The sequence below is a fragment of the Klebsiella sp. HMSC25G12 genome, from assembly GCF_001807705.1.
Taxonomy (GTDB): domain Bacteria; phylum Pseudomonadota; class Gammaproteobacteria; order Enterobacterales; family Enterobacteriaceae; genus Klebsiella; species Klebsiella variicola.
The window spans coordinates 123,211-139,565 of sequence record NZ_KV789926.1 but is presented as its reverse complement, the minus strand read 5'-3'; the positions used below and the strand labels follow the sequence as shown (position 1 = coordinate 139,565).

Here is a 16,355-nt window from a genome sequence, read left to right as displayed (position 1 = left end):
CAGTGGAGGCGCATTATAGGGAGTAATTCTGAAGTGACAAGGATAAATTCAAAAAAAGAATTCAACCGCTCACTTTTCAACCAAACCAGGTGTTGAGCTTTAATTCTTGCCTGGTTTTTAAACAAAAACGAGCCCGTTGGGCCCGTTTTTGTCGTTTTGTGATTTACTGCACTGCCACAATACGGTCGTCTTTCACCACCAGCTCGACAGCTTTCCCCGGAACCAGCTCACCGGAAAGGATCTGCTGGGCTAACGGGTTCTCAATCTGCTGCTGAATAGCGCGTTTCAGTGGCCGCGCGCCGTATACCGGATCGTAACCGTTGGCGCTCAGCAACTTCAGCGCCTCATCGGACATCCGCACTTCATACCCACGCTCTTCCAGGCGTTTATACAAACGCTGCAGCTGGATCTGGGCAATAGAAGCAATGTGTTTCTCACCCAGAGGATGGAAGACCACCACTTCGTCGATACGGTTAATAAACTCCGGACGGAAGTTCTGGCTTACCACTCCCAGTACCAGATCCTTCATATGACCGTAGTCCAGTTCGCCAAACCGTTCCTGAATCAGATCGGAACCGAGGTTCGAGGTCATGATGACCACCGTATTACGGAAGTCGACCGTTCTCCCCTGCCCGTCGGTCAGACGCCCGTCGTCGAGTACCTGCAGCAGAATGTTGAACACATCCGGGTGCGCTTTTTCCACTTCATCCAGCAGAATGACGGAATAAGGACGACGACGCACCGCCTCGGTCAGGTAACCACCCTCTTCATAGCCGACGTATCCCGGAGGCGCACCGACCAGACGCGAGACGGAGTGTTTCTCCATAAACTCGGACATATCGATACGCACCATCGCGTCGTCGCTGTCGAACATAAAGTTAGCCAGCGTTTTACACAGCTCGGTTTTACCGACCCCGGTTGGACCGAGGAACAGGAACGAACCAATCGGCCGGTTCGGATCGGATAGCCCAGCGCGGCTACGGCGAATGGCGTTCGATACCGCTTCAACCGCCTCATCCTGGCCAATCACCCGATGATGCAGCTCCTGCTCCATACGCAGCAGTTTGTCGCGCTCGCTTTCCATCATCCGGGAGACAGGGATACCGGTCCAGCGGGCCAGCACTTCGGCGATCTCAGCATCCGTCACTTTATTACGCAGCAGACGCATGGTTTTCCCTTCGGACTGAGTGGCAGCCGCCAGCTGTTTCTCCAGTTCCGGAATTTTGCCGTACTGCAGCTCGGACATCCGCGCCAGATCGCCGACGCGACGCGCCTGTTCGATAGCGATTTTCGCCTGTTCCAGCTCGGCTTTAATAGTCTGGGTGCCGGAGAGAGAGGCTTTTTCCGCTTTCCACTCTTCTTCCAGTACCGAGTACTGACGCTCTTTATCCGCCAGCTCCTCGTTGAGCATATCGAGACGTTTCAGGCTCGCTTCATCAGACTCTTTCTTCAGCGCCTGCTGTTCCAGTTTCAGCTGGATAATACGTCTATCGAGACGGTCCAGCTCTTCCGGCTTGGAGTCGATCTGCATACGAATGCTGGACGCCGCCTCATCGATAAGGTCGATGGCTTTATCCGGCAGCTGACGGTCGGCAATATAGCGATGCGACAAGGTCGCCGCCGCGACAATCGCCGGGTCAGTGATCTGCACGTGGTGGTGCAGCTCGTAACGTTCTTTCAGGCCACGCAGAATAGCGATGGTATCTTCTACCGTCGGCTCGGCGACGAACACTTTCTGGAAGCGACGTTCCAGCGCGGCGTCTTTTTCGATGTACTGACGGTATTCATCAAGCGTTGTCGCCCCGACGCAGTGCAGTTCACCACGCGCCAGCGCCGGCTTCAGCATGTTACCCGCATCCATCGCGCCGTCGGCTTTACCAGCGCCCACCATGGTATGCAGTTCGTCGATAAACAGAATGACGTTGCCTTCCTGTTTTGACAGGTCAGTCAGCACGCCTTTCAGACGCTCTTCAAACTCACCGCGGTATTTCGCCCCGGCCACCAGCGCCCCCATATCCAGCGCCAATACCCGACGGCCTTTCAACCCTTCTGGTACTTCGCCGTTGACGATACGCTGCGCCAGTCCTTCGACGATTGCCGTTTTACCCACCCCGGGTTCACCAATCAGTACCGGGTTGTTTTTGGTACGACGCTGCAGTACCTGGATGGTACGGCGAATCTCTTCATCACGGCCGATCACCGGATCCAGCTTGCCCTGCTCGGCTCGCTCGGTCAGATCGACGGTAAATTTCTTCAATGCCTGACGTTGGTCTTCGGCACCCTGATCGTTCACGCTTTCACCTCCGCGCATTTGTTCAATCGCCTGAGTCACGTTGGCGGTTGTTGCTCCGGCAGATTTTAAAAGGTCGGTCAGCGTACCGCGCGATTCAAGCGCCGCCAGAACGAACAGTTCCGACGAAATAAAGTTGTCCTTTTTCTTTTGCGCCAGCTTGTCGCAAAGGTTCAGGATCCGCACTAAATCCTGAGAAGGTTGTACATCGCCGCCGGTGCCTTCCACCTGCGGTAAACGGCTCAAGGCCTGCTCGATGTCAGTGCGTAGTTTCCCGGCATTGACGCCCGCCGAGGTTAATAAAGGACGTACCGATCCCCCTTCCTGATTCAGTAAGGCGCTCATTAAATGAAGAGGTTCGATGAATTGGTTGTCGTGCCCGAGTGCGAGTGACTGGGCATCGGCAAGAGCAAGCTGGAATTTATTGGTAAGACGATCCAGACGCATAACTCCTCCCATAAACAGGTCAAATTTGCTACTGGAGATTAAATGAGGTCATCCCTCAATTATTCAAGGTTAAAGACCTGAACTATGCGAAAAATAAGTTTGCCTTCTGGATCGTCTTGATTCTCTAGGTTATATCAGCCAAATGAAACTTGCCATACGACCGGTGGTCTTGTCGCGCCGGTAAGAGAAAAAATCATCCTTTTCGCTTAGCGTGCAGCGATCGCCGCCGAAAATCTGCTCAACGCCGACGTTTGCCAGACGCTGCCGAGCCAGTTGATAGATATCAGCAAAATATTTCTCGCCTGCCGGACGAAAAGCCCGGTGCGCGTTCTCGTCTTTCGCCATAAAGGCATCCCGGACTTCCGGCCCCACCTCAAATGCCTGCGGACCAATGGCCGGGCCCAGCCACGCCATCATGTTTTCGGCTTTATCGGCGAAACGGGCAACCGTCTCTTCCAGAACCCCTTCGCATAAGCCGCGCCATCCAGCATGCGCCGCGGCGACTTCGGTGCCGTCGCGGTTACAGAACAGGACCGGCAGGCAGTCGGCGGTCATCACCGCACAGACGGTGCCTGGCGTACGACTATAAGAAGCATCTGCGCGTTTCGATGGATAGGGTCCGCCGTCCAGCGTCAGAACATCGGTGCCATGAACCTGCTCCAGCCAAACCGGGTAAGACGGCAAGCCACCGGCAGCAAACATCCGCCGCCGGTTTTCTTCAACATGCTGCAGATTGTCTCCGCAATGGGCGCCCAGGTTGAGCGAGTCATAGGGCGGCAGACTCACGCCGCCAATGCGGGTCGAACTACAGGCCGCCACGCTGCGGGGCATCGGCCACTGCGGTACAATCAGTTTAGTCATAACCAGTCAATATCGTCCTTATGGGCTTCAAAATCGGCACGCATCGCCTCGATGAGCTCGACCATATCCTGTGGGATGGGCGCATGCCACTCCATTTCAATGCCGGTGATCGGGTGATACAGACGCAACATGGTGGCGTGCAGCGCCTGACGGTCGAATTTACGCAGCGCGGTGATGAACTCCTCCGACGCGCCCTTCGGCGGACGCGGCCGGCCGCCATATACCTGGTCACCCACCAGCGGATGGGTGATATGCGACATATGCACACGGATCTGGTGCGTACGACCGGTTTCCAGGCGCAGGCGCAGGCGGGTATGGATGCGGAAATGTTCCATAATGCGGTAGTGGGTCACCGCCGGTTTGCCCATCGGATGCACCGCCATATGGGTACGTTTCGTCGGGTGACGACTGATCGGCTCTTCCACTGTGCCACCGGAAGTCATATGACCGATGGCCACCGCTTCATACTCGCGAGTGATCTCGCGCAGCTGCAACGACTCCACCAGCCGGGTTTGTGCCGGAATGGTTTTCGCCACCACCATCAGACCGGTGGTGTCCTTATCCAGACGGTGCACGATCCCCGCGCGCGGCACATCGGCGATCGGCGGATAGTAGTGCAGCAGCGCATTCAGCACAGTACCGTCAGGGTTGCCCGCGCCAGGATGCACAACCAGATCGCGCGGTTTGTTAATCACGAGGATGTCATCATCTTCGTAAACGATATTGAGCGGAATATCCTGCGGCTGGAAGCGCGCCTCTTCTTCGATTTCGACATCGATAGCGATGTGCTCTCCCCCCAGCACTTTTTCTTTCGGCTTATCGCCAATGCTGCCATTGACTAATACGCGTTGGTCCAGGATCCATTCTTTTATCCGCGATCGCGAATAATCAGGGAACAATTCGGCCAAAGCCTGATCTAAGCGTTGACCGAGTTGATTTTCGGTCACCGTTGCGGTGAGTTGTACTCGTTGTGCCATATACAGCTTCTTCGTTTAACGTTGGGTTTTACGGCTTTGCCGTTTAATATAGTGTGCTATTGTAGCTGGTCTTAATCGGGAGCAGGAACAGAGATTCTCCCGCATAAACATTTTGAGGAAGTCAAAACGTCATGACGCGCATGAAATACCTGGTGGCAGCCGCCACACTGAGCCTGGCTTTGGTGGGTTGCTCCGGCTCTAAGGAAGAGGTGCCTGATAATCCGCCGAATGAAATCTACGCGACCGCCCAGCAAAAACTGCAGGACGGTAACTGGAAACAGGCGATAACGCAACTGGAAGCGTTGGATAACCGTTATCCATTCGGCCCTTATTCCCAACAGGTACAGCTGGATCTGATTTATGCGTATTACAAAAACGCCGATCTGCCGCTGGCTCAGGCGGCCATCGATCGCTTCATGCGTTTGAACCCCACCCACCCGAATATCGATTACGTCATCTATATGCGCGGCCTGACCAACATGGCCCTGGATGACAGCGCCCTGCAGGGCTTCTTTGGTGTCGATCGCTCTGACCGCGATCCACAGCACGCGCGCGATGCCTTCAATGACTTCTCCAAACTGGTGCGTGGTTACCCGAACAGCCAGTACGCCACTGACGCCTATAAACGTATGGTGTTCCTGAAAGATCGCCTGGCCAAATATGAGCTGTCGGTCGTGGATTACTACACCGACCGTGGCGCATGGGTTGCCGTCGTGAACCGCGTGGAAGGTATGATGCGTAACTATCCGGATACCCAGGCCACCCGCGATGCCCTGCCGAAGATGGAAAACGCCTATCGTCAGATGCAAATGAACGCCCAGGCGGACAAAGTCGCGAAGATAATCGCCGCGAACAGCAAGAACACCTGAGTCTGATTCATGGATCGCAAACGGCAGCCAGTGGCTGCCGTTTTTTTATACTTTATCCCGTCAAGCTGAAGCGGTTTAGCGCCGGGTTAACTCATCAAATATGGCCTGCTTTACCGGGTTCGACAAGTAAAATCTCACTTCTTCCTGCCCTGTCTCACAAAATGAATTCGTTGACAAAAAGTGACAATAAAATGTGATTTAGATCACGCTTTTTGACATTGGGAAAGGTATGCTGGATTCACCAAGACGGGAAAGACAAGAGGTAAAATTTATGACAATGAACATTACCAGTAAACAAATGGAAATTACTCCGGCAATCCGCCAGCATGTCGCAGACCGTCTCGCCAAACTGGATAAGTGGCAAACTCATTTAATCAACCCGCACATCATTCTGTCTAAGGAGCCGCAGGGTTTTATCGCTGATGCAACCATCAATACGCCAAACGGTCATCTGGTTGCCAGTGCGCGTCATGAAGATATGTACGCCGCCATTAACGAATTGATCAACAAGCTGGAACGGCAGCTGAATAAAGTGCAACACAAAGGGGAAGCCCGCCGCGCCGCAACATCGGTGAAAGAGGCAGGCTTTGTGGAAGAAGAAGAGTAATCCTTAACTTAAGTTGTGTCATGCCACGCGCCTTCGGGCGCGTTTTTTATTGACAGAGTGAAAACAGTACAGGTACTGTAATCCCCACTACCTCAAGGAATTTACCATGAAACGTGTCCCGTTCTTCTTCGCATTCTTTTTTACCTTCCCCTGACCGGGAGGCAATTCGTCGTATAAGAAAGAATGCGAAGACGAACAATAAGGCCTCCCACCCGGGAGGCCTTTTTTATTTGATAACAACAAAGGCAACATCTATGACCGAGGAAAACCCATTACTGGCGCTGCGCGATAAGATAAGCGCACTGGACGAGAAACTGCTTGCTCTGCTGGCGGAGCGCCGCGGGCTGGCTGTTGAGGTTGGTAAAGCCAAACTGGCCTCCCACCGTCCAGTGCGTGATATTGACCGCGAACGCGATCTGCTGGAGCGTCTGATGACCATCGGCAAGCGCCATAATCTGGATGCGCACTACATCACCCGCCTGTTCCAGCTGATCATCGAAGACTCCGTCCTGACCCAACAAACCCTGCTGCAGCAGCATCTGAATAAAATTAATCCGCATTCGGCCCGCGTGGCCTTCCTTGGCCCTAAAGGCTCTTATTCGCATCTGGCGGCGCGTCAGTACGCCGCTCGCCATTTTGAGCAGTTTATTGAGAGCGGCTGCGCGAAGTTCGCCGATATTTTTAATCAGGTAGAGACCGGCCAGGCCGATTACGCCGTGGTGCCGATTGAAAACACCAGCTCTGGCGGGATCAACGACGTCTACGATCTGCTGCAGCACACCAGCCTGTCGATCGTTGGCGAGCTGACGATCCCTATCGATCATTGCGTGCTGGTTAGCACCTCGACGGATGCCGATAAAATTCAGACCGTCTACAGCCATCCGCAGCCGTTCCAGCAGTGCAGCCAGTATCTGAGCCGCTACCCGCACTGGAAGATTGAATATACCGAGAGCACCTCGGCGGCAATGGAAAAAGTGGCGCAGGCGAACTCCCCGGCCGTTGCGGCACTGGGCAGCGAAGCGGGTGGCGCCCTGTATAGCCTGCAGGTGCTGGAGCACTGCCAGGCCAACCAGACGCAGAACATCACGCGCTTCCTCGTCCTGGCGCGCAAAGCGGTGAACGTCTCCGATCAGGTTCCGGCCAAGACCACGCTGTTAATGGCGACCGGTCAGCAGGCGGGCGCCCTGGTGGAAGCCCTGCTGGTGCTGCGCAACCACAATCTGATCATGACCAAACTGGAATCTCGCCCGATCCACGGCAATCCCTGGGAAGAGATGTTTTATCTCGATATTCAGGCCAACCTGGACTCGCTGCCCATGCGCAAGGCATTAAAGGAGCTGGCGGAAATCACCCGCTCCATGAAGGTCCTCGGTTGCTACCCCAGCGAAAACGTGGTGCCAGTGGATCCGGTTTAACGTTCGCGGAACGGTAATTTCTTCATCCCTGCCACCGCAACCGGCAGGGTGAAGATGGCGCCTGACAGCGGGTACTTCGCCAGCTCATCGTCCTCCATGTTTTCCCGGGTTGTGGTGATATAGAGCGTTTTCATATCCGCCCCACCGAAGCAGACCATTGTCGGACAACGAACCGGCATCGGGTAAGTCTCCAGCTCCTCGCCCTGCGGCGAGAAACGAGCAATCCGCCAGCCGTCAAACATCGCGCTCCAGTAACAGCCCTCCACATCGATCGCCGCCCCGTCAGGGATGCCTTCGCCCGGCTGGAAACGGCGAAACACCTCGCGTCGTCCAGGCTCACCCTGTTCATCCAGCGGCGTACGGTAGATCACGGCGTTCGGCGTATCAGAGGTATACATCCAGCGCTGGTCGGCGCTAAACGCCAGACCGTTGGCGCCATGGATATCACACTGGATCACTTTCGGCTTCAGGTCATTATCGACTCGCATCAGCAGCGCGCCGTTGTAATCCCCCGGCCCCCAGAAGGTGCCGGCATAAAAACGCCCCTCGCGATCGGTCCCACCATCGTTAAACCGCGCCAGCTCCGGATTGCTCGGATTATCACAGACTTTCCGCCGCAGCAGGCCGTGGGCGTCGGTCAGCCAGATGCCACTGCGTAATGCAACGATAAATCCGCCCTTCTCACGCAGGGAGAAACAGCCGACCTCCTCCGGAAACTGCAGCACCTGGTGTTCGCCGCTGCGGGTATCGTAGCGGTGGATTTCACACTCCATGATATCGGCCCAGTAGAGGGCCTGTTCAGCCTCGCTCCAGGTCGGGCATTCCGGCAGGTATCCGGTGTAGTCAAACAGCGGTTGTGGTTCAGCCATCGTTGTCATCCCTATAAAAAAAGCCAGCGGTCGCTGGCTTTATTGTATACATCTTTTTCGCTTTACTGCCGATTATCGTTCGCCTGACGCAGCAGCGTGCGGCTCTCGCTCTGGAAACGCTGAGCGTAATCGCCAAACCAATGTTCGACTTTACGGAAGCTGTCGATAAACGCCTGCTTATCGCCCTGCTCCAGCAAGCCAATCGCTTCGCCGAAACGCTGGTAATAGCGCTTAATCAGCGCCAGGTTATTTTCCGATGACATAATAATGTCGGCGTACAGCTGCGGATCCTGGGCAAACAGGCGCCCCACCATCGCCAGCTCCAGCCGGTAAATAGGTGACGAAAGCGCCAGCAGTTGCTCAAGACGCACATTCTCTTCTGCCAGGTGCAGACCATAGGCGAAGGTGGCAAAGTGGCGCAGCGCCTGAATAAACGCCATGTTCTGATCGTGCTCAACGGCGCTGATGCGGTGCAGCCGCGCGCCCCAAACCTGAATTTGTTCGAGGAACCACTGATAGGCCTCCGGCTGGCGGCCATCACAATAGACCACCACCTGCTTCGCCAGGCTGCCGCTGTCCGGACCGAACATCGGGTGCAGGCCAAGAACCGGGCCCTGATGCGCTGCCAGCATCGCCTGCAGCGGCTCCGCTTTCACCGAGGCAAGGTCAACCAGAATGCAATCCGCCGGCAGCGGCGGCAGCCTGCCGATCGTCTCCACGGTGGTGTGAATCGGTACGCTGACGATGACCATGCCGGCATCGGCGACGATATCCGCCGCCCGGGCCCAATCGTCTTTTTCCAGAATACGCACCTGGTAGCCGGACAGCGTTAACATCTTCTCAAACAGACGCCCCATCTGCCCGCCGCCGCCGACGATGACCACCGGCCGCAGATTCGGGTGCAGGGTTTTGAAGCCTTTGTCGTTTTCGCTGGAATAGGATTCCCGCATCACGCGACGCAGAACATCCTCGATCAGATCCGGCGGTACGCCGAGCGCAGCCGCCTCTTCACGCCGGGAGGCGAGCATCGCCGCCTCGCGCTCCGGGACGTAAATCGGCAGACCATACTGGCTCTTCACCTCGCCGACTTCGGCCACCAGTTCCAGACGCTTAGCCAGCAGGCTAAGCAACGCTTTATCCACTTCATCAATTTGATCGCGTAACGCGGTCAGTTCAGCAACCATACTTTCCTCTTACACCAAACGGGCCGCCAGATGGCCGCGGAGATCCTTATCCAGTTCACGCAGCAGCGCATCGGTGGTTTCCCAGCTGATGCAGGCATCCGTCACCGAAACGCCGTATTTCATCGTCTCACGCGGCTGTTCAGAGGACTGATTGCCTTCGTGGATATTACTCTCGATCATCAGGCCGATAATGGAGCGGTTGCCATCTTTGATCTGTGCGACAACGGATTCAGCCACGGCTGGCTGGCGGCGGAAATCTTTATTGGAGTTCCCATGACTGCAATCTACCATCAGCGACGGTTTCAGTCCCGCCTGCGCCATCTCTTTTTCGCATTTCGCCACATCTTCCGGACCGTAGTTCGGCGCCTTACCGCCGCGCAGGATCACATGGCCGTTCGGATTACCCTGCGTTTGCAGCAGGCAGACCTGCCCGGCCTGGTTGATGCCGACGAAACGATGCGGCATCGCCGCGGCGCGCATGGCGTTGATGGCCGTCGCCAGACTACCGTCGGTACCGTTTTTAAAGCCGACCGGCATCGACAGGCCAGAGGCCATTTCGCGGTGCGTTTGTGATTCCGTGGTACGTGCGCCGATAGCAGACCAGCTGAACAGATCGCCAAGGTATTGCGGGCTGTTCGGATCCAGCGCTTCCGTCGCCAGCGGCAGTCCCATATTGACGAGCTCGACCAGCAGACGACGCGCAATCTTCAGGCCGCCTTCAACATCAAACGAACCATCCATGTGCGGATCGTTAATCAGCCCCTTCCAGCCGACAGTGGTACGGGGTTTTTCAAAGTAGACGCGCATCACCAGGTAGAGGCTATCGCTGACCTCTGCGGCAAGAGCTTTAAATCGACGAGCATATTCAATCGCGGCTTCCGGATCGTGGATCGAGCAAGGGCCGCAAACCACCAGCAGGCGCGGATCGCGGCCGGCGATAATATCGGAGATAGTCTCACGGGCATGCGCAATCTGCGCTTCCTGTTCAACGCTTAGCGGGAATTCCGCCTTCAGTTGCTCCGGGGTCATTAACACCTGTTCGTCGGTAATATGTACGTTATTCAGCGCGTCTTTTTGCATGATTGCGATCCTGTGTAGCTCGTTTGCGATAAAGGGTGCCTCAGCGGGCATGGCGTAACGATACCACACTAAGTAAAGAATTCAATCCATATTCCGTAAATTTTAGTTTACACCGGCAAATTAATTGCCACTTAACTCGACAAAATATGTACTAAAATGTTTACGCAACCAAAATTCACAGCAAACTTGCGCGCTATCGCGATCGCGATTACGAAAAATCCTGGTGAGATTTGTCCCAAAGCAAAGGGCGCATGTAATGACGGGTTTTGTTAACAGTGGTATTCTGCGCCGGGCATCGGCAGCGGCTTTTCCCGCGCTATGGCGAATTTGACGGAAGCGTTAATGACAGTATTACACCGTCTTTTATTGACTGTATTTTTTCTCATCGCGGTATCTCCTGTTTTTGCTGCCGGACCTTCAGAACATGTTCGCGCTATTGTTTCCGGGATCGTGACCTACACCCGTTGGCCGGCATTAACAGGGGCGCCGAAGCTGTGCATTTTTGCCTCATCACGCTTCACCCATAGCCTGGCTCATGAAGATCCGGATGCCTTGCCCTATCAACCGGTGATAGTACGTAATAGTGAAGAAGCGTTAAAAACAACCTGCGATGGTTTTTATTTTGGCAGCGAATCGCCGACCCAACAGTCGGAATTAACTCGCCGCTATGGCCCGAAGCCGCTTTTACTCATCGCAGAACAAAATACGGATTGCTCCATTGGTAGCGCGTTTTGCCTGATCATCAACGACGACAGGGTCCGCTTCTCCGTTAATCTGGACGTTCTGACGCACAGCGGGGTCCGGGTTAACCCGGACGTCCTGATGCTTGCCCGGAAAAAACCACATGAATAAGGACTTTTCACAGACCGCGCGCCCGACATTTAAACGCGCGCTTCGTCGAATTAGCGTGATAAGCGTGGTGATCTCCATGACGCTGGTCTGGCTGCTGCTAAGCACAGCCTCAATCTTCACGCTCAAGCAGTACGCGCAGAAAAATCTAGAGCTCACTGCCGCGACCATGGGTCGCAGCCTCGAAGCCGCCCTGGTGTTTGGCGATAGCGCGGCGGCGGAGGAGACCCTTGCTTCACTGGGGAAGCAAGGGCAGATTTCCCAGGCGATTGTGCTCAACGGCCAGAAGCAGCACTTCGCCGCATGGCGCCATGAACCGCTGGCCAACAAAGAACAAGTGAGCGGCCTTATCAGTCAATGGCTGTTTCCGGAGCCCACGGTGCAGCCCATCTGGCACCAGGGCAAACAAATCGGCGAGCTGCGACTGACCGCGCTTGATGAACTGATCAGCCACTTTCTCGGTATCTCGATTCTGGTACTGACCGGCAGCATTCTGCTCGCCTCATTCATCGCCCTGCTGCTGACCCACTCCCTGCACCGGGGGATCGTCACCGCCCTGCAGAGCATTACCGAGGTTGTGCACGATATTCGTGAAAACCGTCATTTCTCACGTCGGGTGCCCGAGGAGCGTATTGAGGAATTCCATCTTTTCGCCCAGGACTTTAACAGCCTGCTGGGGGAGATGGAGGACTGGCAGCGCCAGCTGCAGGCCAAGAATGCCCAGCTGTTGCGTAGCTCGCTTCATGACCCGCTGACCGGCCTGGCTAACCGCGCCGCCTTTCGCAACGCGCTCGCCGAACTGATGAAGAACGAGGTGGATCACCAGACCTCGGCATTACTGTTTCTTGATGGCGATAACTTCAAGCTGATCAATGACAACTGGGGGCACGCGGCAGGCGATAAAGTGCTGACGGAGGTCGCCAGCCGCCTGATGGCCTTCGCCGGAAAACGCCATCTGGCGTGGCGTCTCGGCGGCGATGAGTTTGCCGTTCTGCTGCGTGAGGTGCGCTCGGAAGCCGAAGTGCAGGCTCTGTGCCAGGCGCTGTCGGAACAATTTCTTCCGCCATTCAACCTGCACAATGGCCATAGCGCCACGCTCTCGCTGAGCGTCGGTTATGCCCTGGCGTGGGAGCACGCCACCGCGGAATCACTGCAAGAACTTGCCGATCAGAATATGTATCGCATGAAAAACCAACGTATCCAGCAGACGCTGAAATAATAAAGGACTCATTATGCTCAGAAAATATTTCGTCCCCGCCCTGATGGCGGCGGCGCTTTTGACAGGTTGCCAGGCTCCTCAGGGAAAATTTACCCCCGAGCAGGTGGCGGCGATGAAATCTTACGGCTTCACTGAAAGCAATGGCGATTGGTCCCTGGGCTTATCCGATAGCATCCTGTTTGACAAGAATGACTACCGACTACGTCCCGACAGCCGCCAGCAGATCACCACGATGGCCTCGCGGCTGGCGGCGACCGGGATCACCCATAGCCGCCTTGAAGGCCACACCGATAATTACGGTGAGGATAGCTATAACGAAGCCCTGTCGCTTAAGCGCGCCAATAGCGTAGCCGATGCCTGGGCGGAAGGCGCCCATGTCCCGCGCAGTCATTTAGTCACCCGCGGCCTTGGCAAGAAATACCCGATCTCCAGCAACGACACGGCGGCCGGGCGCGCTGAAAACCGCCGGGTCACGGTGGTCATCAGCACGCCGTAAGCCTTCGCTTAATCGCTGGACTTCGCCATCCTCATTGCCGTTGCCGCGCGCCAGCGCAGGTAGTCAACGGCAATGAACAGCACCAGACTTGCCCCCATCAATGGCATGGCCAGACCCAGGGCTAACGCTATCCCCAGTACCAGCCCACGGGCAGGCCAGGCGAGCGACAGCCATGCCTGCAGCAGCGAATGCGCCGGATCCCAGACCGCCTGAGGCGGACGGCGGATCCACCACAGCCGGTAGCCCACGCCGATGGTGACGCACAGCGCGCAGCCGAACCCTACCAGCAGCAACTGATTCACCAGACCAAAGAGGACCCCCATGTGGAAATCGACGCCCCAGCGGGTGAGCTTCGCCATCAGCGGGAAGTCGGCGAACCGGGTGCGATCCACCACCTGCATCGTGGCGCCATCGATCGCCACCGCGTCCACCTGCGTCGGCCAGCGGCGGTCGATCTCATTTACCGTCCAGGCACGTTCCTTCGAAACCGGCGGACGGATCTCCAGCCGGCTGGCGTTCAGCCCCGCCTGACGGGCCACCGCCAGCACCAGGTCAAACTGCGCTGGCTGCAGCACTGACTGATGCTGCATGGCCATCCCGTCCATATGATGCCCGGCATGAGGATCGTGCGCCATCGGCGCCTCACCGTGCAGCAGGGTATTCACCTGCGGCGTCCACCAGCCGAAAGCCGCCCGCATTTTATCCACATTACCGCCAGCCCATTGCGACCAGGTCAGGCCGGTGGCGGAGAAGAGCAGCATGCCCAGCAGTAAGCCCCAGCCCAGCGTCACGTGCAACCGACGATGATTCAGCAGGACGTTATTGATCCGCCGTTTTGGACGTGTCATCGCCCACAGGGCAATGCCACCCAGCGCGGCAACCCACATCCATGAGGCAGCCAGTTCGCTGTATAACCTCCCGCTGTCGCCCAGCAGCAGCGAACGATGCGCATAATCAATCCACTGGCGCAGCGGCAGGATGCCGCTGGTACCGTAGACCGTCATATCGCCCTTCACCCGTAGCGAGATCGGATCGACGAAAATGGCCCGGGATTCTGACTCGCCCAGGCTCGGGTCAACAAACATAATCCGGGTGGTCTCCCCCATCGCGGGGGCCGGCCGCACCGCCAGTAGCCGAAGATTACCCTGGGTCGCTTCTTCCGCCACTGCAATCTGGGCGCTGAGCGGCTGCGGGGTCCCGTCGGCAAGGCCATGCAGCGCGTCGTGATAGAGCCAGTTTTCCAGCTGCGGCGTCGCCACGTACAGCGTGCCGGTCAGGGCAGCGACAAAGATAAACGGTCCGATAAACAGTCCGATGTAGAAATGGAGGCGACGCAGCAGGTTTAACCATGCCGCGCGCGAGGTGCAGGTTGTCATACTCTTCCTTTTTTAAAGCAAAAGAGGTTATTGCGCCGTGCGCAGATTGATTTTTATTAAAGGGAAAAAGCAGACAGCCGCGGCGGGGCGCGGGTTTCAGGGTAGAGCCAGGGGAAGTAGTGCCAGTGTTTTAATACCGGGCGAGAAGCCGGCAGGCGAATACGCCGCAGGAGCATGGCGACGAACAGCGCCAGCGCGAAAAGCAGCCCCGGGACATGGGCTAACAGCACGCAATAGCCACACGCTTCGGCATGGTCCAGCGGCAGTTCGTGTCCGGTATGCATGGCGCCGTCTGTGCTATGCATTATCGCCATCTCGTGGTCGGGCATTTGCGCCATGCTCGCGGACGAGCTGTCCATCATCATGGCGTGATGCATGCCGGGCATCGCGCTCATGGGGTCTTTTTGCAGGGAGATGGAGATCAAGGGGGCCACGACGATCAACAGGATCGCCAACAGTGCCAGCCAGGCGGCTCGCCGTTTAGGTGTCGTTTGCAGGAAACTGTTGCTGACCACCGCCCCTCCGAATAGAGGGCGTATTGTAAATGATTTACATCACGATGGTTACAACAAAGATAAAAAAAGGGCCAGCCATCTGGCCAGCCCTTCTGTCAGGATGTCGCGAAAGCGAATCTTAGTTAAGACGCTCTTTGATACGAGCAGACTTACCAGTACGCTCACGCAGGTAGTACAGTTTAGCTTTACGTACAGCACCACGACGTTTAACAGCAATGCTGTCAACTACCGGAGAGTGAGTCTGGAAGACACGCTCAACGCCTTCGCCGTTGGAAATTTTGCGAACAGTGAATGCAGAGTGCAGACCGCGGTTACGAATAGCGATAACCACGCCCTCGAATGCCTGCAGACGTTTTTTGGAACCTTCAACAACCCATACTTTCACTTCCACGGTATCACCCGGACGGAAGGAAGGTACGTCCTGCTTCATCTGTTCTTGTTCAAGTTGCTTAATAATGTTGCTCATAATTTAATCTCTTATCCTGGGTAAACTGATATTGGGGGCTCACGCCTGCCCATCATGTTTATGCTGCTGTTGCGCGTGTTCGCTTTTGAACTGCGCCAGCAACTTTGCTTGCTCTTCAGTCAGAGCCAGGTTTTCCAGAAGTTCAGGTCTTCTAAGCCAGGTGCGGCCCAGCGACTGCTTCAGACGCCAGCGACGTATCTCAGCATGGTTTCCCGACAGTAATACTGGCGGTACTTCCATCTCTTCTAACACTTCAGGACGGGTATAGTGCGGGCAATCCAGCAACCCATCAGCAAAGGAATCTTCCGTTGCCGAAGCTTCATGGCCCAGTACTCCCGGAATGAACCGGGAAACGGAGTCAATCAGCGTCATTGCCGGTAACTCACCACCGCTGAGAACGTAATCGCCGATTGACCATTCTTCGTCAATTTCGGTTTGGATTACACGCTCGTCTATCCCTTCGTAGCGACCGCACACCAGAATCAGTTTCTGATTCGTTGCCAGTTCGCTGACGCCCGCTTGATCAAGCTTGCGTCCCTGAGGTGACAGATAAATCACCTTCGCGCCTTCACCTGCCGCGGCTTTTGCTGCATGAATAGCATCCCGTAAAGGTTGCACCATCATTAGCATCCCCGGTCCGCCGCCGTAAGGACGATCGTCCACGGTACGGTGCCGGTCATGAGCGAAGTCGCGAGGACTCCAGCTTTCGATGCTCAGCAGGCCATTTTTTACTGCCCGGCCAGTTACCCCGTAATCGGTAATTGCGCGGAACATTTCAGGAAACAGGCTAATTATGCCAATCCACATAGCGCCGTCTTTTACCGTTTATCCGGAG

Annotated in this window: 17 protein-coding genes and 1 other annotated feature; of the genes, 7 read left to right on the top strand and 10 right to left on the bottom strand. The window is 56.1% G+C overall.

The window, feature by feature from the left end; translation table 11 throughout:
* Nucleotides 1-163 precede the first annotated feature (163 nt).
* From clpB to rluD, 3 genes are all read right to left on the bottom strand, one after another.
* Nucleotides 164-2,737, bottom strand: a complete 2,574-nt coding sequence (clpB, locus tag HMPREF3096_RS26255) for an ATP-dependent chaperone ClpB (protein ID WP_008806080.1) — start codon at nucleotides 2,735-2,737, stop codon at nucleotides 164-166.
* A 129-nt stretch (nucleotides 2,738-2,866) separates the two neighbouring features.
* On the bottom strand, nucleotides 2,867-3,598 hold the full coding sequence (gene yfiH / locus HMPREF3096_RS26250; RefSeq protein ID WP_008806081.1) for a purine nucleoside phosphorylase YfiH: 732 nt from the start codon (nucleotides 3,596-3,598) through the stop codon (nucleotides 2,867-2,869).
* Entirely contained in the window at nucleotides 3,595-4,575 is a 981-nt protein-coding gene (gene rluD / locus HMPREF3096_RS26245) for a 23S rRNA pseudouridine(1911/1915/1917) synthase RluD (RefSeq protein ID WP_012967426.1), read from the bottom strand. The genes yfiH and rluD overlap by 4 nt, the downstream gene beginning before the upstream one ends.
* 131 nt (nucleotides 4,576-4,706) lie before the next feature.
* Here rluD and bamD point away from each other — a divergent pair, with 131 nt between their 5' ends.
* The 4 genes from bamD to pheA all read left to right on the top strand — a co-directional run bounded on the left by bamD (nucleotide 4,707) and on the right by pheA (nucleotide 7,466).
* Entirely contained in the window at nucleotides 4,707-5,444 is a 738-nt protein-coding gene (gene bamD, locus HMPREF3096_RS26240) for an outer membrane protein assembly factor BamD (protein ID WP_004145664.1), read from the top strand.
* A 271-nt stretch (nucleotides 5,445-5,715) separates the two neighbouring features.
* Entirely contained in the window at nucleotides 5,716-6,051 is a 336-nt protein-coding gene (gene raiA / locus HMPREF3096_RS26235; protein ID WP_002914111.1) for a ribosome-associated translation inhibitor RaiA, read from the top strand.
* A 105-nt stretch (nucleotides 6,052-6,156) separates the two neighbouring features.
* Nucleotides 6,157-6,281, top strand: a sequence feature (Phe leader region).
* The gene (pheL, locus tag HMPREF3096_RS30665) at nucleotides 6,158-6,205 is read left to right on the top strand and encodes a pheA operon leader peptide PheL (protein ID WP_100632159.1); all 48 of its coding nucleotides are present in this window, start codon (nucleotides 6,158-6,160) and stop codon (nucleotides 6,203-6,205) included. Its footprint overlaps the feature before it by 48 nt.
* A gap of 24 nt (nucleotides 6,282-6,305) precedes the next feature.
* Complete coding sequence (gene pheA / locus HMPREF3096_RS26230) at nucleotides 6,306-7,466, top strand: bifunctional chorismate mutase/prephenate dehydratase (RefSeq protein WP_012540845.1); 1,161 nt, start codon at nucleotides 6,306-6,308, stop codon at nucleotides 7,464-7,466.
* On the opposite strand, the gene HMPREF3096_RS26225 is transcribed toward pheA, so the two are convergent.
* From HMPREF3096_RS26225 to aroF, 3 genes are all read right to left on the bottom strand, one after another.
* Nucleotides 7,463-8,335 carry an SMP-30/gluconolactonase/LRE family protein gene (locus tag HMPREF3096_RS26225; protein ID WP_012540844.1) on the bottom strand — a complete coding sequence of 291 codons (873 nt, stop codon included), beginning with the start codon at nucleotides 8,333-8,335 and terminating at the stop codon, nucleotides 7,463-7,465. The two genes, pheA and HMPREF3096_RS26225, sit on opposite strands and share 4 nt — an antisense overlap.
* 62 nt (nucleotides 8,336-8,397) lie before the next feature.
* Nucleotides 8,398-9,519 (bottom strand): bifunctional chorismate mutase/prephenate dehydrogenase, encoded by a 1,122-nt coding sequence (tyrA, locus tag HMPREF3096_RS26220; protein WP_008806085.1) that lies wholly within the window; start codon nucleotides 9,517-9,519, stop codon nucleotides 8,398-8,400.
* A 9-nt stretch (nucleotides 9,520-9,528) separates the two neighbouring features.
* Nucleotides 9,529-10,599: a 3-deoxy-7-phosphoheptulonate synthase AroF gene (gene aroF / locus HMPREF3096_RS26215; protein ID WP_022064802.1), complete on the bottom strand. Its 1,071-nt coding sequence runs from the start codon at nucleotides 10,597-10,599 to the stop codon at nucleotides 9,529-9,531.
* 342 nt (nucleotides 10,600-10,941) lie between these two features.
* Between aroF and HMPREF3096_RS26210 the strand changes: the two genes are divergently transcribed.
* From HMPREF3096_RS26210 to HMPREF3096_RS26200, 3 genes are read left to right on the top strand one after another with little or no spacing between them, the layout of a single operon-like run.
* Entirely contained in the window at nucleotides 10,942-11,451 is a 510-nt protein-coding gene (locus HMPREF3096_RS26210; RefSeq protein ID WP_012540842.1) for a regulatory sequestration protein YfiR, read from the top strand.
* Nucleotides 11,444-12,667 (top strand): diguanylate cyclase DgcN/YfiN, encoded by a 1,224-nt coding sequence (gene dgcN / locus HMPREF3096_RS26205; protein WP_008806088.1) that lies wholly within the window; start codon nucleotides 11,444-11,446, stop codon nucleotides 12,665-12,667. The genes HMPREF3096_RS26210 and dgcN overlap by 8 nt, the downstream gene beginning before the upstream one ends.
* 13 nt (nucleotides 12,668-12,680) lie before the next feature.
* The gene (locus HMPREF3096_RS26200) at nucleotides 12,681-13,163 is read left to right on the top strand and encodes an OmpA family protein (RefSeq protein WP_032731103.1); all 483 of its coding nucleotides are present in this window, start codon (nucleotides 12,681-12,683) and stop codon (nucleotides 13,161-13,163) included.
* 8 nt (nucleotides 13,164-13,171) lie between these two features.
* On the opposite strand, the gene HMPREF3096_RS26195 is transcribed toward HMPREF3096_RS26200, so the two are convergent.
* From HMPREF3096_RS26195 to trmD, 4 genes are all read right to left on the bottom strand, one after another.
* Nucleotides 13,172-14,539: a PepSY-associated TM helix domain-containing protein gene (locus HMPREF3096_RS26195; protein ID WP_070544666.1), complete on the bottom strand. Its 1,368-nt coding sequence runs from the start codon at nucleotides 14,537-14,539 to the stop codon at nucleotides 13,172-13,174.
* 56 nt (nucleotides 14,540-14,595) lie between these two features.
* Complete coding sequence (locus HMPREF3096_RS26190; protein WP_032731105.1) at nucleotides 14,596-15,054, bottom strand: DUF2946 domain-containing protein; 459 nt, start codon at nucleotides 15,052-15,054, stop codon at nucleotides 14,596-14,598.
* Nucleotides 15,055-15,172: 118 nt separating this feature from the next.
* The gene (rplS, locus tag HMPREF3096_RS26185) at nucleotides 15,173-15,520 is read right to left on the bottom strand and encodes a 50S ribosomal protein L19 (protein WP_002914145.1); all 348 of its coding nucleotides are present in this window, start codon (nucleotides 15,518-15,520) and stop codon (nucleotides 15,173-15,175) included.
* A 39-nt stretch (nucleotides 15,521-15,559) separates the two neighbouring features.
* Complete coding sequence (gene trmD, locus HMPREF3096_RS26180) at nucleotides 15,560-16,327, bottom strand: tRNA (guanosine(37)-N1)-methyltransferase TrmD (protein WP_008806092.1); 768 nt, start codon at nucleotides 16,325-16,327, stop codon at nucleotides 15,560-15,562.
* Nucleotides 16,328-16,355 lie beyond the last annotated feature (28 nt).

Coding starts and splice junctions, on each gene's coding strand:
- rplS (WP_002914145.1), bottom strand. CDS start 15,520: ATGAGCAACATTATTAAGCAACTTGAACAAGAACAGATGAAGCAGGAC.
- clpB (WP_008806080.1), bottom strand. CDS start 2,737: ATGCGTCTGGATCGTCTTACCAATAAATTCCAGCTTGCTCTTGCCGAT.
- tyrA (WP_008806085.1), bottom strand. CDS start 9,519: ATGGTTGCTGAACTGACCGCGTTACGCGATCAAATTGATGAAGTGGAT.
- raiA (WP_002914111.1), top strand. CDS start 5,716: ATGACAATGAACATTACCAGTAAACAAATGGAAATTACTCCGGCAATC.
- HMPREF3096_RS26195 (WP_070544666.1), bottom strand. CDS start 14,539: ATGACAACCTGCACCTCGCGCGCGGCATGGTTAAACCTGCTGCGTCGC.
- aroF (WP_022064802.1), bottom strand. CDS start 10,599: ATGCAAAAAGACGCGCTGAATAACGTACATATTACCGACGAACAGGTG.
- bamD (WP_004145664.1), top strand. CDS start 4,707: ATGACGCGCATGAAATACCTGGTGGCAGCCGCCACACTGAGCCTGGCT.
- trmD (WP_008806092.1), bottom strand. CDS start 16,327: ATGTGGATTGGCATAATTAGCCTGTTTCCTGAAATGTTCCGCGCAATT.
- HMPREF3096_RS26210 (WP_012540842.1), top strand. CDS start 10,942: ATGACAGTATTACACCGTCTTTTATTGACTGTATTTTTTCTCATCGCG.
- HMPREF3096_RS26225 (WP_012540844.1), bottom strand. CDS start 8,335: ATGGCTGAACCACAACCGCTGTTTGACTACACCGGATACCTGCCGGAA.
- yfiH (WP_008806081.1), bottom strand. CDS start 3,598: ATGACTAAACTGATTGTACCGCAGTGGCCGATGCCCCGCAGCGTGGCG.
- dgcN (WP_008806088.1), top strand. CDS start 11,444: ATGAATAAGGACTTTTCACAGACCGCGCGCCCGACATTTAAACGCGCG.
- rluD (WP_012967426.1), bottom strand. CDS start 4,575: ATGGCACAACGAGTACAACTCACCGCAACGGTGACCGAAAATCAACTC.
- HMPREF3096_RS26200 (WP_032731103.1), top strand. CDS start 12,681: ATGCTCAGAAAATATTTCGTCCCCGCCCTGATGGCGGCGGCGCTTTTG.
- pheA (WP_012540845.1), top strand. CDS start 6,306: ATGACCGAGGAAAACCCATTACTGGCGCTGCGCGATAAGATAAGCGCA.